Genomic DNA, 15,267 nt, shown 5'->3' on the forward strand with positions numbered 1-15,267 from the left:
TACAAAAAAAGACACATCACTATACGCAATCATTGTAAATGATCATCGTATAGATGTGTCTTTTATTATGATATACGAGCTTTGCTCATAGATGACGATCTATAATTGGCAGATAGAATGTCGATATTTCTAGTTGCAATCGTATGTAACAATTTAGCAAATATTTCTGGCGTACATATAATATGTGCATGAGACTTATTCAACGTATAAGTGATATCAGTGTGATTTTGGAACATATTCATAATATCGATGACTTTGTCTTTAATGAAAGCATCTTGCAAGCCATCAATATTGATATCGAAACGCTTTGCAGATTGATATAAATTATCAGAATCAAGTAATTCATTTATTTTCTTTGGTGAAAGTACTTGGAAAATACTATACTGATGAAAACTTAAAAATGAAATGAAGTATGGAAGTTGTTGCTTTGGTAAGCTAATTTCTAATACATATTGATTAAACTGTTTGTTTATTGAGAATTGCAACGCATCACAAAATTGTACACTTTTGCATAACTTACTTAATTTTTTTCTAGTAGTACGGTCATTTAAACCGGCGATGTTGATGATGTATGTTTCGAATTTATCAATTAACATGTGAGGACCTCCCGAGGAATACATGGCATTAAATACACGTTTAATATTTATAAAGGTGACTTAATTTTGTTCAAGTTGATTTTACCACGCTTTTTTTCTTTATTCACTAAGACTTTTGAATGAAGTTTAAAATAATTGTTTATCAGTGATAAAATATTTGCAATAAGAAGAGAACGACTAAATAATCTTAATTTTCAGAAAAGTAATTGTAACCTTACTGGTCTTATGGTAATATTTTTCAATATTATCGACGAGGATGTGTTAACAATGTTTCAAAAATTGAGTATATTTGCCACGAAGAGTTTTTTGGTATGGATGTTAGTAGCAGCTGTTATTGGATTTATTTTCCCACAACATGTTGCGACATTAGGTAAATGGGTACCTTATTTACTTGGTATTGTTATGTTAGGTATGGGATTAACAATTACACCTAATGATTTCAAAATGGTCTTTAAAGCACCTAGAGCAGTAATTATTGGTGTCTGTCTACAATTCAGTATTATGCCCACATTAGCATTTATAATTGCAAAGTCTTTTCATTTACCACCTGATATTGCTGTTGGCGTAATATTAGTTGGATGTTGTCCGGGTGGGACATCAAGTAATGTAATGAGTTATTTAGCCAAAGCTAACGTAGCACTTTCTGTTTCTATTACGACGGTCTCTACGTTGCTAGCGCCATTCGTTACACCTGCGTTAATATATCTATTTGCAAATGAATGGTTGGAAGTATCTTTCCTGAGTATGTTGTGGTCAGTTGTTCAAGTTGTATTAATTCCAATTGCTTTAGGTATTGTTTTGCAAATTATTAATCGTAAAATTGCTGAAAAAGCTTCTACAGCTTTGCCGATTATATCAGTTGTTGCTATTTCATTAATTTTAGCAATAGTTGTAGGTGGCAGTAAGCACCAAATCTTAACTACAGGATTATTAATATTTTTAGTAGTTATTTTACATAACGTATTAGGATATACGATTGGATATTGGTTAGCTCGTCTTTTAAAATTAGATCGACAAGATCAAAAAGCAGTCAGTATTGAAGTTGGAATGCAGAACTCTGGTTTAGCTGTGTCATTAGCAGCATTGCATTTTAATCCAATTGCAGCAGTACCAGGCGCAGTGTTTAGTTTCATTCATAATATAACAGGGCCTATTTTAGCAAAGTATTGGTCAAAAAAGTTATAATTGCACTAATAGAATGAAGTGGTCATCGGACTGTGTTAAGCTTTGATAAAGAGAAAAAATAGAGGAGTAAATATATGTATAGAGCAGTTATATTTGATTTCGATGGAACAATAATAGATACGGAACAACATTTATTTAATGTTATTAATAAACATTTAGAGATGCATAATGCCGATCCTATAAGCATTGATTTTTATCGTTCTTCTATTGGAGGAGCAGCTACAGATTTGCATGACCATTTAATTAAAGCGATTGGTTCGGAAAATAAAGATAAACTTTATGAAGAACATCATCTTACTAGTACAACATTACCGATGATTGATACGATTAAATCATTGATGGCATTTTTAAAGCAACGTCACATTCCTATGGCGATTGCCACAAGTAGTGTGAAAGCGGAAATAATGCCTACCTTTAAAGCATTAGGTCTAGATGATTATATAGAGGTAGTTGTTGGTAGAGAAGATGTTGAACAAGTTAAACCTGATCCTGAATTATATTTATCTGCAGTACAACAATTAAATTATATGCCGACACAATGTTTGGCTATTGAAGATTCTGTAAATGGTGCAACAGCCGCGATTGCAGCTGGATTAGATGTTATTGTTAATACGAATAAAATGACAAGCGCACAGGACTTTTCTAATGTAGATTATGTAGCAAAAGATATTGATTACGATCAAATTGTAGCGCGTTTCTTTACGAAATAGGAGGCGTATCATGATGGGTTACATTATATTGTTTTTTCTAGCTGGTCCAGTAATTTTAGGCGTTGGAAATTTGGTGATTGGTCCTATATTTAACAAACAGACACCATTTCGCGTGCAAGTAAGATCTTTTGTTGTTGGTTCAATGATTTACTTAATACTCGCAACAATTGGCTATTTTTTACTATTACAAGGTAAACTTTAACGAGAAAACCACCTTACCTCATTAAATGGACGACCATATGTATGTGAAATGGTAGAACGTTCATGTTTATGTATGAGATAGGGTGGTTTAAATAGTTACATATATTTTAATAATAACGTCACGATGATAAGTACAATTAAGATAATATCTATGCCTACCATAATTGTAGCTCTTGTTGCATTACTTCCTTGTTCTTTTGCTGATTTCATAGCACGGTAGTTTGGCACAAAGCTAATAATTAGTAAGATTAATACAATTACACCAATTAATGCTGTTGTCATGATGAACGACCTCCTTTATTTTTTTCAATCAATTCCCAAATAAACGTAGCAATCACACCGATGATTAACCCAGTGATGACACCGATTTGTACCGTTAAAAATATGGCGCCGAAAATGATACCAATAATTAATGCAATCGGTAAAGTCGTACCGAGTTTAATCTTGCGCTCTGGAGAATTAATAATAGTAAATAATGTAAGACAAATGAGTATGAAAGCAAGTGTTGCAATAATAGTTCTTCCAACTAAATATAGGATGTCAGGTTTTTCCATACCGATATAATTTATGATGAAAAATGCTACAGCAAAGAGTATCGATATTTTTGTAGCACGTGGCAGTATTTGTTTTAACATTGATATACTCCTTTTTAATATTATTAAAATTATATCATAATTACCGAGAATAGCTGAAGTTGTATGTGACTCAACGGTTCACGGACAACTTTTTTAATTTTTTAGAAAAATCACAAAATAATTGTTTGCAAAGTTGCGAAAGTCTGCTATAGTAGTTCTGTAAACGATTGCATGGTATGCAAATATTAATGTACCAAAATCGATAATTTATAGTATAATTACGGCAATAAGTTTTTTTATGGATTTATTTAGTATCAATCAGAGATGGGGTAAGAAGTTATGGAGAACAATGAACTACAAAGGGGATTGAGTGCCCGTCAAATTCAAATGATTGCACTTGGTGGTACGATTGGCGTGGGGCTTTTCATGGGTGCGACAAGTACAATTAAATGGACAGGCCCATCAGTTATCCTTGCATATTTAATTGCGGGTATCTTTTTATTTTTAATCATGAGAGCAATGGGGGAAATGATTTATTTAAACCCTACAACAGGATCATTTGCAACATTTGCAAGTGATTATATACATCCTGCAGCAGGTTATATGACAGCATGGAGTAATATATTCCAATGGATTGTAGTTGGTATGAGTGAGGTCATCGCAGTAGGAGAATATATGAAGTTTTGGTTCCCGGAATTGCCAACTTGGATTCCTGGTGTTATTGCTATTTTATTATTAATGGCAGCGAATTTATTCTCGGTAAAAGCGTTTGGAGAATTTTAATTTTCTATTTAGGTGCTATTTTTGTTATTGTTTCAGTGTATCCTTGGAATCAATTAGGCGACATTGGAAGTCCGTTTGTTGCAACATTTGCTAAAATCGGTATTACATTTGCAGCTGGATTAATTAACTTTGTTGTATTAACTGCAGCAATGTCAGGATGTAACTCAGGTATTTTCAGTGCGAGTCGTATGATTTATACACTTGCTCATAAAGGTGAAATGCCGAAAATATTTACTAAAATCATGAGAAATGGTGTGCCATTGTACACTGTTGTTGCAGTATCTCTTGGTATTTTAATTGGTGCTTTATTAAATGTAATTTTACCTTTATATATCGATGGAGCGAAGAGTATTTTCGTATACGTATATAGTGCGTCTATTTTACCAGGTATGATCCCTTGGTTTATGATTTTATTCAGTCACTTACGTTTTAGAAAATTACACCCTGAAGAAGTGGAAGGTCACCCATTCAAAATGCCTGGTGGCGCAGTAAGTAACTACTTAACAATATTATTCTTAATATTAGTATTAGTCGGTATGGTATTTAATGTTGAAACTAGAATATCAGTGCTTATTGGTGTCATCTTCTTAACGATTGTAACGATTTATTATTTTATTAGATATAATAAAAATAATGTAAAAGCAAAATAGTATGATTATAATGTGCGCTTATTTTATGACAAACTTGGCCCTAGCTTATTAAAGTTAAATAGCCAAAGAATGTTATGAGTAGGCGCATTTTTTTATAAATATAGCTTAAATCGAAGTTGTAGTGTGAGAAACTTATAAGTGGCAATATTATCGTTAGTTTTTACTGTGGGCTTTAAAATAAAAAATAGCATTATAAAAATAACAAACGCAATTGATATATGGAATGAATCCGTTAATCAACTGCGTTTGTTTTTAATATAAGAAATAGAATGGCCTTATCAAATCATTGGTCATATGCGTATGTTATACAAGATAAAAGACATGTAAGCTTTGAAAATGATGCATAAATTATTATATGACATGATTAAAAAATTTATATAAGACTGTTAATGTTTAAAGTTAATATTTGATAAATGTTTACGATAGTTATCTAAAGCCATTTTAGATTGTGTTATGAAATCTAATGATGCGTGATAATTTAATGCAACATAACGATAATATAAAATATCAATAGTGAACATTTGAGCAAATAATGAAGTTGTTGCTCCCATATGCATCTCATTTTCATCAGTTTTCCCATAAGTTAAAACAATATTTGATGCCTGTGCTACGGGATTATCCCTTGTACTAGTAATTGTAATTATAGGTATATGGTAGTCATCAATAACTTTAACCATTGATTGCATTTCACTTTGCGTACCATTGTTAGTAATAAGAATAACACTGTCGTTCGAATTGTGAGTTGCTAATAATGTTGCAAAAATATGTGTTTCTTGAACAAGTTGAATATTAAGACCTATTCTTGATAACTTTTGGTATAAGTCGGTAGCAACTACAAAAGATGCGCCAAAACCATATATAAAAATCGTCTCAGAACGTTTTAAACAATGACATATTTGATCAATAGTTTTATCATTTAATTCGTTATTAGCATGATTAAGTGCGCGTGTAGTACGTGTATGGAGTTTAGTTCTTAAAGATTCTGTGCTTTCGTTATTCATTAATTCAACATTGTAAATTGATGATGCTTTAGGAACATATTTAGATATATTTATTTTCAAGTCGTGAAAACCGCCATCAGTAATTTTCTTGCTGAATCGAATGACTGATGATGTACTAATATCTAATAAGCTTGCTAAGTCTTGAGACCTCATTTTAATCACCTTTTGAGGTGAATTTAGTATAAATTTAGCTATCTTTTTTTCATTTTTAGTCATATATGGATATTGACTATCTATTTCTGTTAGTACGTTTGACATATTAATCACTCCACTTTAACGCAATATATTTTATTAGCGTTGGCTATTGTTGTTTAACGCGATGGTATTTACAACTTGTAACGTAAGAGAATGAAAAATAAGCTGAATATGTTGTTTGTTTAATGATATTGAATTATAAAACTGTAAATATTTTTAAGATGTATAGATAAAAAATAGCATACTCCCATGTGCAAATAATATATCAATATATTGATATATTACCGTAAGTCATACTGTATATTCCCAATTTATACATTATGTACTCATCTATTTAAATCTTAGTAAATGTAGTTATATAAGACTAAATCTACCATCTTAATCATTATGATTATAACTCGATTAATGCATCTTTACAATTTGAAGAAACTTTTTAATTGTATAATTTATGTAATAAAGTGAATTTTAATAAATAACTTGTTTAAATGACATTTTATGAAAAATAGGTTAATGGGCAAATTTAATTGCAAATAATGCGTTAGATAGTTGTGTATGATAAAAATTAAGATATTGAATTTTGTTACCATAGTCGACTTGTCGGAGGGGACGTTTATTAAGTAGTGTTATAATTTCATAATAGGAAACTTGATTTTCGTTTATTATATATAATGTTTCAAAGCCTTTGAACTTATTCAATTCATTAGTAACTATTTGGTTAAATTTATAAATATGCGTTTGAATGTTCCAATCTGTCATTAAGGTATTATATTTAATCGTATCAATGATTTGAATCAAATTAGTAATTTGTTGTCTCATATACTTAGTTTCGTTTATCATGTAGAAGTACCTCCAAAAATCAATTATTAAACAGGAAAGGATATAACAGTGGAAAATGAAAAAAAGAAATACACGTTTAAAGATATAGCATGGAGAGATTTGCTTATAATTCCAATTATAGGTGTTATATTTTATGCACTCACAATTGCAGCTTACATAGGACCAATTTTGTTTGGTTATTATGAAATCGATAGTAATCTGATATTTGTAGCGACTATCACACAAGCTTTAGCATATACGATTGGGATTGGCGCATTTTATTTATTTCATTTAAAAGTGATGCCATCAAGGCTTCGAGCTGGTTTTGCGTATATCAAAAAATATTGGCTTAGATTGTCAATAACGTATATTATTGCTCTCATCTTAATTTATACATATGAATATATGACACAGTTTCTACCTAAACATTTGCAATATAGTGAAACAGCCAATGAACTTGAGCTAAATAAAATGTTTGAAGTGCCTGCATTTTTACCTGTAGCATTCTTATTAATTGTGATTGTAGGTCCAATAGTTGAAGAAATCGTATTTAGACATATTTTAATTGGAGAATTAGGTAAGAAGTTTAATTTTATAGCTATGAGTATTGTTTCGGTGTTCTTATTTGCATTTATTCATGTGACTGATGCAAAGTCGCCGTTTGAGTTTGGTCCATATCTCATACTATCCATCATATTAGTTTTCACTTATTTAAAATCTGGAAGAAACCTAGGTTCAACAATTGCATTACATATAGCAAATAATTTTGTTTCTTTCGTTATATCAGTAATAAGTATTTATGCGTAGATAAAGAGGTCGGGACATTAAGTTTTTAGGCAATGAAAAAAGCTGATTTCTATTAATTATTTGATAGAAATCAGCTTTTTTGATATGCATTTTATTATGAAACTGAATAAATAAAGATTCAATTAGCGCATCAGTATTAGGATTCACTCTAAAAAGATTAATAGTTTTATAAGAAGGTGTTTGATCTTGAGCTAACCACATCATTCGAATACTGTTATGAAGTAATTTTTCTATTCTACGGCCAGAAAATTCAGATTGAGTATATGAATATGAGGTGATTTTTAACATCATTTTTAGATGATAGGATGTTGCGCCACGATGATGTCTGAATTCATCGAATTCGCTATCAGCTATCTTTTTAACAATTTCATTAACATATCGCGAAATATCATTTTGAGGAATTCTAACAGCAGTTTCTATTGGTAGTGTAAGTTGGGCAAAGTGTTTTATTTTTTTAAGTATTTCAAAGTAAAATTACATGTTAATACGTAGTATTAATGGCGAGACTCCTGAGGGAGCAGTGCCAGTCGAAGACCAAGGCTGAGACGGCACCCTAGGAAAGCGAAGCCATTCAATACGAAGTATTGTATAAATAGAGAACAGCAGCAAGATATTTTCTAATTGAAAATCATCTTACTGCTGTTTTTTAGGAATCGATGGGGTTTAAAAATTGATGATAGTTATCAATGGATATGTCTCTGGTTTGAATCGTCTTACCGAATGAATACGAAATATCTATAATATTTTCAATTTCGAGTTCGGCAGTTTTGTCTTGAGCAATGTCATAAATGACTGCATGCCAATGTCCATGTTTACACAAAAGGCCAATAAATATAACGTTTTCGGCTTTAATATTATCATCAACCCTATGATCTACTAACATCACATTTCGTTCTGTACAATAAATTAAAATGTCGGAAAACAGCATTGGGAGTGTCATATGTTGTGTGTCATCAAATTTAATATAAAAGTCCATGCGTTTAAGCAATTTTCTTAAGCGTGTTTGTGGAAGACTTAAACATTGTTTAATAATTGCGTTGATTTCGCTTTTATATGGTAATGTCGAGTACGACTGACTTTCATTAAGCACTAAAAATAAGGCCGATAATTGTGTTTCAGATAAGTTTAATGCAATTTTAGATTGTGCTTGTTGTATTTGGTAACCACCATTTTTCCCATAATGCGCATAAATTTTAACACCTTGATTTTCTAAATCATCAATATCTCTTAAAATTGTGCGTTTGGATACGTTGCAATATTTAGCTAATTCTAAAGCGGTCATTTTTTTATTTTGTTGAATTGCAGTAATTATTAAATTTTGCCTTTCAGCTTTATTCATGACAGCCACCTCCTAAAAGATGATATATTACACAAAGTATAACATAAGAGTGACAATGAGGACATTTTCAATATCTTTTTAAAAAAATCGGAAAAATTTTTTGGAAAACGCTTACATTTTAAAAAAGATTGTGCTATGATATTACTTGTAACAGGGGGAGCGATTAAACAAAGGGGTAGAGCTATATAACAGATAGCTTTTAATCGTTCAAGTTACATCACAACATCTTCAATATTTATTACTTACTTTCCTTTCTATTTGTCGGCTAGCACGTGACTAGCCGATTTTTTTATGCATAAAATGAAGAAGTCTTCAGTTGTATTGTTGATTCTTTTAATATAGGGTAATAATAAAATGATAATGATATGAGAAGTGGTGGACGAAATGACAGATAAAACATTACAGCAAATAGATAAGTTAATATGTTCGTGGTTGAAACAAATAGACAATGTTATTCCGCAATTAATTATGGAAATGACTACAGAAACTAAGCGTCATCGATTTGATTTAGTTACAAATGTAGATAAACAGATTCAACAACAATTTCAACAATTTTTAGCAACACATTTTCCGGAACACCAACTATTAGCGGAAGAAAAAAGTAATGAAATGATTACGAATGAAATTAATCATTTATGGATTATGGATCCCATTGATGGAACTGCCAATTTAGTAAAACAGCAAGAAGATTATTGTATTATATTGGCGTATTTTTATGAAGGTAAACCAATGTTATCGTACGTATATGATTATCCGCATAAAAAGCTTTATAAAGCAATACGAGGAGAAGGTGCTTTTTGTAATGGAATTAAGATGGAAGAACCACCATCATTAAAATTGGAAGACGCTATTATATCGTTTAATGCACAAGTAATGAATCTGGATACGGTACAAGATTTATTTGACGCCTCATTTAGTTATCGTTTAGTTGGTGCTTGCGGATTAGATTCTATGCGAGTGGCAAAAGGTCAATTTGGGGCACATATTAATACAAATCCTAAACCTTGGGACATTGCTGCACAGTTTTTATTTGCAGAAATATTGAATCTAAAAATGACGACTTTAGATGGTAAGGCAATTGATCATTTAAAGGGTGCACCTTTTATTATAAGTAATAAAGCATGTCATGAAACGGTACTTAAAATTTTAAATGCAAATGGTGGTTATCAAAAATACAGATAGATATTCTCTAGAGATAAAAAATGATAAAAAATAGTTATACGTCTACAGAAGTATAGTAAAAAAATTATTTTACTATATAATAAATAGAGAAAACAGACAAAGTATGTAAGGAATAGTAAAGGAGTGGTGGGATTGAAACGTTCGTCTAAAAGTAAAATGAGCCTACCGAAAAAAATATTTTTATGGGTATTCGGTATTTTAGTAATCTTAGCGATTGTGGCTGTTGTGTATGTAGCTGCTAAAATTTTTATTACTGGTAATAAGATACACAATCCGTTAGATCGCAATCATTCAGAATTAAGAGATAAAAAAGTGAGTTTAAACGATGGTGATCCATTCACAATCGCTTTATTTGGTGTCGATTCAGATGCTGATCGTAAGAAAAAGGGTGGTGGAGAGCGTAGTGATAGTATTATGATTTTATCTATCAACCCTAAAACGAAGAAAACTGAAATAGTAAGTATACCGCGAGATACAAGAGCAGAAATTGTTGGCCGTGGTACTACTGAAAAAATTGCACATGCCTATGCATATGGTGGACCAAATATGGCTGTTAAATCACTTGAAAAATTAATGAATGTGCCAATTGATCATTATGCGACAATCGATATGGATGGTTTGCATAATATGATAGATAGCATCGGCGGTGTTGATGTAGTAAGTAATGATACATTCACTGTTGATGGTGTTCGTTTTACAAAAGGACAGCAAACACATGTAAATGGTGATCAAGCATTGAAGTTTATTAGAAGTCGTAAAGAAGAAGGTGCTGGTGGTGACTTTGGTCGACAACAACGTCAGCAAATTGTGCTTGAAGCGATGGCCAATAAGATTGCAAGCCCATCATCGATTACACATTTTAATAGTCTAATGAATGAAATTCAAAATAATGTTAAAACAGATTTAACATTAGGTGATTTGAATACGATTAGAAGCAATTATAAAGATGCTAATGACACGATTAATAAACATCAATTGAGTGGTCAAGGTGGCATTCAAAGTGACGGATTGTACTACTTCATTCCTAGTGAGCAGTCAAAAGCTGAAAGTACTAAGTTATTAAAAGATAATCTAGAGTAGTAAACTAAGGGAAAATAAGTTATCAAAATTGTACACAAATTAATTAGATAGAATGATCTGTAAATAGAATAACGAATAGAACTAATAGCCCGTAAATAGAAGGTGATAACACTTTGTATTTATGGGCTATTTTATTTAATGCCTGATTTGATTTTTATAAATTAATCCATTACAAATTTAATTTAAAGATAAATATTACCTTCTAAATGATAGTAGATATTTATCAAACTTGGGTTATTAATTTTCAGAAAAAGGGTATTTATAAATAGTATAACGATTTTTAGGTGAGGTGATTATTAAGTATTGTCATTAATAAGGTTGTGAAAGATATGACTGAAAAGCGTGAAACAGATAATTGGAAAACTAACAATGATAATTATTTTCAATTAAACAAAAAGATGATTTAATTTCGCGCAAAATATTTCAAATAAAAATGATTGTAAAAAGGCAAAATACAAAATTTCACTTAACAACTAGTACATAAAGTAATACAATTAAATTAATTCTATCTGAAAGATGTGTGGGGCATCGTTATTTTAGGTGGATATGAGCAATTTATTAAAAGTCATTTACGGAAAATATATATAGACGGGGTGAGTAATATGCAAGAACATTTGGTGGTTACACTTGATGGAAAAGATTATCTTGTAGAACCAGGTACGAATTTACTTGAATTTATTAAATCACAAGATACTTTTGTACCTTCAATTTGTTATAACGAGTCGATGGGACCAATTCAAACATGTGATACATGTACTGTTGAGATTGACGGTAAAATTGAACGTTCATGTAGTACGGTGATTGATCGTCCAATGACTGTAAATACTGTGAACAATGATGTGAAAGATGCTCAAAAAGAAGCGCTTGATCGAATTTTAGAAAAGCATATGCTGTATTGTACAGTATGTGATTATAATAATGGTGATTGTGAAATTCATAATACGATGGATGCATGGGGGCTTCAGCATCAAACGTATGAATATAAAGAGAAGCCATACGAAAAAGATTACGGCCCATTTTATCGTTATGATCCAAATCAATGTATCTTATGTGGGCGTTGTGTAGAAGCATGTCAAGATATCGAAGTGAATGAAACTATTAGAATTGATTGGGATCGTGAACATCCACGTGTTATTTGGGATAATGATGTACCGATTAATGAGTCTTCATGTGTATCTTGTGGTCAATGTGCGACGGTATGTCCATGTAATGCCATGATGGAAGTGAATATGGAAGGTAATGCGGGTTATATGACTGATACGGAACCTGGTTCATTAGCAGCAATGATTGATTTAACTAAAAAAGCAGAACCTGGTTATGGTCCACTATTTGCAATCTCAGATTCAGAAGCAGAAATGCGTAAAGAGCGTATTAAGAAAACTAAAACAGTGTGTACTTATTGTGGTGTGGGTTGTTCATTTGAAGTTTGGACTAAAGATAGAGAAATTTTAAAAGTACAACCATCACATGATTCTCCAGCAAATAAAATTGCGACTTGTGTTAAAGGTAAGTTTTCATGGGGACATATTAATTCAGATCAACGATTAACTAAACCACTAGTAAGGAAAAATGGTGAGTTCCATGAAGTAGAATGGGATGAAGCTTTAAATGTCATTGCAGATAATTTTACATCTATTAAAGAAAAGTATGGCCCAGATGCACTATCATTCATTTCTTCTTCTAAAGCGACGAATGAAGAATCGTATTTAATGCAAAAATTAGCAAGACAAGTTATTGGCACAAATAACGTTGATAACTGTTCAAGATATTGCCAAGCACCTGCAACAAAAGGCTTATTTAGAACGGTTGGACACGGCGGTGACTCAGGTAGTATTGAAGATCTAGAAAAAGCGGCAATGTCTGTATTGATAGGTACCAATACAGCCGAAGCACACCCAGTTATTGCATCACGCATGAAACGTGCTCAAAAATTATTTGGACAAAAAATACATGTGTTTGATATTAGAAAACATGAAATGGCTGAACGTGCGGATCGTTTTTATCAACCGAAACCAGGTACGGATTTAGCGTGGTTAAGCGCAGTGACTAAGTATATTATTGATCATGATTTACACGATAAAGCATTTATCGATGAGTGGGTAGATGATTTTGATGAATATTACAAATCATTAGAAACATTTACAATGGCTTTTGCTGAAGAAGCAACAGGTATTCCTAAATCAGAATTGATTAAATTTGCTGAAGAATGTGCTAAAGCTGAATCTGTTGTAATTTGTTGGGCAATGGGTATTACACAACAAGACATTGGTAGTGACTCAAGTACAGCGATTTCAAACTTATTATTAGTAACAGGTAATTATCGTCGTCCTGGTACTGGTGCGTATCCATTACGTGGACATAATAATGTTCAAGGATGTAGTGATATGGGAAGTATGCCTGATAAGATTACTGGTTATCAAAGTATTGAAGCGGATGATATTCGCGCTAAATTTGAAAAAGAATATGGCGTTAAATTGAATCCAAAAGCTGGTAAAGATAATCATGAAATGGTAGAAGGTATACATGACGGAGAAGTACACTCATTGTACTTATATGGTGAAGATACGGGTATTGTGGATTCAAATATTAATTTTGTACAAGCTGCGTTTGAAAAATTAGATTTCATGGTAGTCCAAGATGAATTTTTAACATTCACAGCAACATACGCAGATGTTGTATTGCCAGCAAGTCCTTCACTTGAAAAAGACGGTACTTTTACAAATACCGAACGTCGTATTCAACGTTTATACCAAGCATTAGAACCTCTTGGTGATTCAAAACCTGACTGGAAAATTTTCCAAGCAATTGCTAATAAATTAGGATTTGATTGGAATTACAAGCATCCTAGTGAAATTATGGATGAAGTAGCACGCTTAACACCTCTATATGCTGGGGTAAGTTATGATCGTTTAGAAGGATTCAATAGTTTACAATGGCCAGTACAACCTGATGGTACTGATGAGCCTATTCTATACTTAGAAGGATTCAATTTTGATAATGGTAAAGCAAAATTATTCCCATTATCATTTGATAATTACTTTAAGCAAGATGAAATTTATGATATTCATGTAAACAATGGTCGATTGTTAGAGCACTTCCATGAAGGTAATATGACTTATCAAACACCAATGATTAAATACAAAGTGCCACGTGCATTTGTTGAAATTTCTCCAGAGCTTGCTGAAGATAGAGGCATTCATGAAGGTGCAGAAGTTAAGCTGATTTCTGAAACAGGAGAAGCGGTATTACAAGTTCACGTGACAGATCGTGTTAAAGGTAAAGAAATCTATATTCCATTAAATAATGATGCGATGGAAAATGGAGATCTAGGTGCAATTAACTTATTAACTAATAGTGATGTTGATCAATACACGGATACACCATCTTATAAACGTACTAGCTGTCGTTTGGAGGTAATTACGAAACGTGGTAAGTCACCGTTGAACCCTAATAATTTCCGTGTCAATAAAAAACGTCATCCGCAGTACAGTGTTCAAGTACAGAAAAAATGGGAACGTTCAGATTATGTTTTCCCGGGAAATCAGGTGGATAAATAATGGCTGAGAGAATATCTTCTAAAATTAGACGCTTAGAAAAATCAGAAGAACAAATTAAGTTAGAAAGTTTAAATGAAGTTACAGAGGCAATTGCAGCGAATAAAGATAGTATATTAAAAGCAATCAAGCTTATTAAAACATTAGATGATGCAAAACTATTAGATGCTTTAAATGGTGCAATTCGAGGACGTCAAGTCATCATAAATAAATTTGCAGTTGAACTTAATAAAGATATTTATACAGGGCTATTATCTAATATGGCTTCAATGGTATTTTTATTAGGTGAACTCAATGTATCAGATTTAAGCGACTTCCTAAATAAAGTTAATAAAGGATTACACGTTGCCAATCAAGCGAGTCCAAATGCTAAGACAACTATAAGAAGTCTATTGGGCGTATTGAAAGATGACGACATGAACCGTAGTTTAACATACATGCTTAATATGCTAAAAGGTATGTCTCGAGAAGAATAACATTACAATGAAAAAGTGTTTCTACATGCAAGCAGTGTAGGAGCACTTTTTTTAATTTTTGTAAAAATTAAAAAGGGTGTTTTTGATGGAATAAATGAATAATATTGAAAAACAAAA

The 15,267-nt window shown here is 31.8% G+C and carries 14 protein-coding genes and 2 pseudogenes; 9 read left to right on the forward strand and 7 right to left on the reverse strand.

Translation table 11 applies throughout. The annotated features are described in order from the left end of the window. Positions 1-65: 65 nt before the first annotated feature. Positions 66-596: a hypothetical protein gene (locus tag JQN76_RS05755; RefSeq protein WP_000904065.1), complete on the reverse strand. Its 531-nt coding sequence runs from the start codon at positions 594-596 to the stop codon at positions 66-68. Between the two features lie 267 nt (positions 597-863). Here JQN76_RS05755 and JQN76_RS05760 point away from each other — a divergent pair, with 267 nt between their 5' ends. The 3 genes from JQN76_RS05760 (at position 864) to JQN76_RS05770 (ending at position 2,693) form a co-directional block, all read left to right on the forward strand. Beyond that, positions 864-1,781 (forward strand): bile acid:sodium symporter family protein, encoded by a 918-nt coding sequence (locus JQN76_RS05760; protein WP_000486810.1) that lies wholly within the window; start codon positions 864-866, stop codon positions 1,779-1,781. Positions 1,782-1,855: 74 nt separating this feature from the next. Then, a complete protein-coding gene (locus tag JQN76_RS05765; protein WP_000285450.1) occupies positions 1,856-2,491 on the forward strand; it encodes an HAD family hydrolase in 636 nt (211 codons plus the stop codon). A 10-nt stretch (positions 2,492-2,501) separates the two neighbouring features. After that, entirely contained in the window at positions 2,502-2,693 is a 192-nt protein-coding gene (locus JQN76_RS05770) for a hypothetical protein (protein WP_000971980.1), read from the forward strand. Positions 2,694-2,788: 95 nt separating this feature from the next. Here the strand turns inward: JQN76_RS05770 and JQN76_RS05775 are convergent, their stop codons facing one another. Both JQN76_RS05775 and JQN76_RS05780 read right to left on the reverse strand, forming a co-directional pair. After that, a complete protein-coding gene (locus JQN76_RS05775; RefSeq protein ID WP_000205307.1) occupies positions 2,789-2,974 on the reverse strand; it encodes a hypothetical protein in 186 nt (61 codons plus the stop codon). After that, positions 2,971-3,327, reverse strand: a complete 357-nt coding sequence (locus JQN76_RS05780; RefSeq protein WP_000917669.1) for a hypothetical protein — start codon at positions 3,325-3,327, stop codon at positions 2,971-2,973. The genes JQN76_RS05775 and JQN76_RS05780 overlap by 4 nt, the downstream gene beginning before the upstream one ends. Positions 3,328-3,606: 279 nt before the next feature. Here JQN76_RS05780 and JQN76_RS05785 point away from each other — a divergent pair. Then, positions 3,607-4,700 (forward strand): annotated as a pseudogene (locus JQN76_RS05785) (amino acid permease). 386 nt (positions 4,701-5,086) lie between these two features. Here JQN76_RS05785 and rpiRc read toward each other — a convergent pair. Together rpiRc and JQN76_RS05795 are read right to left on the reverse strand one after the other, a co-directional pair. Continuing rightward, on the reverse strand, positions 5,087-5,959 hold the full coding sequence (rpiRc, locus tag JQN76_RS05790) for a pentose phosphate pathway transcriptional regulator RpiRC (RefSeq protein WP_000073195.1): 873 nt from the start codon (positions 5,957-5,959) through the stop codon (positions 5,087-5,089). Between the two features lie 444 nt (positions 5,960-6,403). Next, the gene (locus tag JQN76_RS05795) at positions 6,404-6,733 is read right to left on the reverse strand and encodes a hypothetical protein (protein ID WP_000606723.1); all 330 of its coding nucleotides are present in this window, start codon (positions 6,731-6,733) and stop codon (positions 6,404-6,406) included. A 48-nt stretch (positions 6,734-6,781) separates the two neighbouring features. Here JQN76_RS05795 and sdpB point away from each other — a divergent pair, with 48 nt between their 5' ends. Next, a complete protein-coding gene (sdpB, locus tag JQN76_RS05800) occupies positions 6,782-7,519 on the forward strand; it encodes a CPBP family intramembrane glutamic endopeptidase SdpB (RefSeq protein ID WP_000426696.1) in 738 nt (245 codons plus the stop codon). Between the two features lie 90 nt (positions 7,520-7,609). Here sdpB and JQN76_RS05805 read toward each other — a convergent pair. Together JQN76_RS05805 and JQN76_RS05810 are read right to left on the reverse strand one after the other, a co-directional pair. Further along, positions 7,610-7,969 (reverse strand): annotated as a pseudogene (locus JQN76_RS05805) (transposase); the annotation flags it as partial. A gap of 196 nt (positions 7,970-8,165) precedes the next feature. Continuing rightward, the gene (locus JQN76_RS05810; RefSeq protein ID WP_001030125.1) at positions 8,166-8,858 is read right to left on the reverse strand and encodes a helix-turn-helix transcriptional regulator; all 693 of its coding nucleotides are present in this window, start codon (positions 8,856-8,858) and stop codon (positions 8,166-8,168) included. 384 nt (positions 8,859-9,242) lie between these two features. On the opposite strand from JQN76_RS05810, the gene JQN76_RS05815 reads away from it, so the two are divergent. The 4 genes from JQN76_RS05815 (at position 9,243) to JQN76_RS05830 (ending at position 15,150) form a co-directional block, all read left to right on the forward strand. Beyond that, positions 9,243-10,040, forward strand: a complete 798-nt coding sequence (locus JQN76_RS05815; RefSeq protein ID WP_000130453.1) for an inositol monophosphatase family protein — start codon at positions 9,243-9,245, stop codon at positions 10,038-10,040. 132 nt (positions 10,041-10,172) lie between these two features. Next, complete coding sequence (locus JQN76_RS05820) at positions 10,173-11,120, forward strand: LCP family glycopolymer transferase (protein ID WP_000831055.1); 948 nt, start codon at positions 10,173-10,175, stop codon at positions 11,118-11,120. A gap of 602 nt (positions 11,121-11,722) precedes the next feature. Then, positions 11,723-14,677, forward strand: a complete 2,955-nt coding sequence (fdhF, locus tag JQN76_RS05825; protein ID WP_001836595.1) for a formate dehydrogenase subunit alpha — start codon at positions 11,723-11,725, stop codon at positions 14,675-14,677. Further along, a complete protein-coding gene (locus JQN76_RS05830) occupies positions 14,677-15,150 on the forward strand; it encodes a helical membrane plugin domain-containing protein (protein ID WP_000840811.1) in 474 nt (157 codons plus the stop codon). Before fdhF ends, JQN76_RS05830 begins: the two co-directional genes overlap by 1 nt. Positions 15,151-15,267: the final 117 nt, after the last annotated feature.

Origin of the sequence: Staphylococcus sp. SM3655 (assembly GCF_016917315.1) — a bacterium.
Taxonomy (GTDB): domain Bacteria; phylum Bacillota; class Bacilli; order Staphylococcales; family Staphylococcaceae; genus Staphylococcus; species Staphylococcus aureus.

Excerpts from the sequence above, each read along its gene's own strand:
- JQN76_RS05755 (WP_000904065.1), bottom strand. The coding sequence starts at position 596 with ATGTTAATTGATAAATTCGAAACATACATCATCAACATCGCCGGTTTA.
- JQN76_RS05760 (WP_000486810.1), top strand. The coding sequence starts at position 864 with ATGTTTCAAAAATTGAGTATATTTGCCACGAAGAGTTTTTTGGTATGG.
- JQN76_RS05765 (WP_000285450.1), top strand. The coding sequence starts at position 1,856 with ATGTATAGAGCAGTTATATTTGATTTCGATGGAACAATAATAGATACG.
- JQN76_RS05770 (WP_000971980.1), top strand. The coding sequence starts at position 2,502 with ATGATGGGTTACATTATATTGTTTTTTCTAGCTGGTCCAGTAATTTTA.
- JQN76_RS05775 (WP_000205307.1), bottom strand. The coding sequence starts at position 2,974 with ATGACAACAGCATTAATTGGTGTAATTGTATTAATCTTACTAATTATT.
- JQN76_RS05780 (WP_000917669.1), bottom strand. The coding sequence starts at position 3,327 with ATGTTAAAACAAATACTGCCACGTGCTACAAAAATATCGATACTCTTT.
- rpiRc (WP_000073195.1), bottom strand. The coding sequence starts at position 5,959 with ATGTCAAACGTACTAACAGAAATAGATAGTCAATATCCATATATGACT.
- JQN76_RS05795 (WP_000606723.1), bottom strand. The coding sequence starts at position 6,733 with ATGATAAACGAAACTAAGTATATGAGACAACAAATTACTAATTTGATT.
- JQN76_RS05810 (WP_001030125.1), bottom strand. The coding sequence starts at position 8,858 with ATGAATAAAGCTGAAAGGCAAAATTTAATAATTACTGCAATTCAACAA.
- JQN76_RS05815 (WP_000130453.1), top strand. The coding sequence starts at position 9,243 with ATGACAGATAAAACATTACAGCAAATAGATAAGTTAATATGTTCGTGG.
- fdhF (WP_001836595.1), top strand. The coding sequence starts at position 11,723 with ATGCAAGAACATTTGGTGGTTACACTTGATGGAAAAGATTATCTTGTA.
- JQN76_RS05830 (WP_000840811.1), top strand. The coding sequence starts at position 14,677 with ATGGCTGAGAGAATATCTTCTAAAATTAGACGCTTAGAAAAATCAGAA.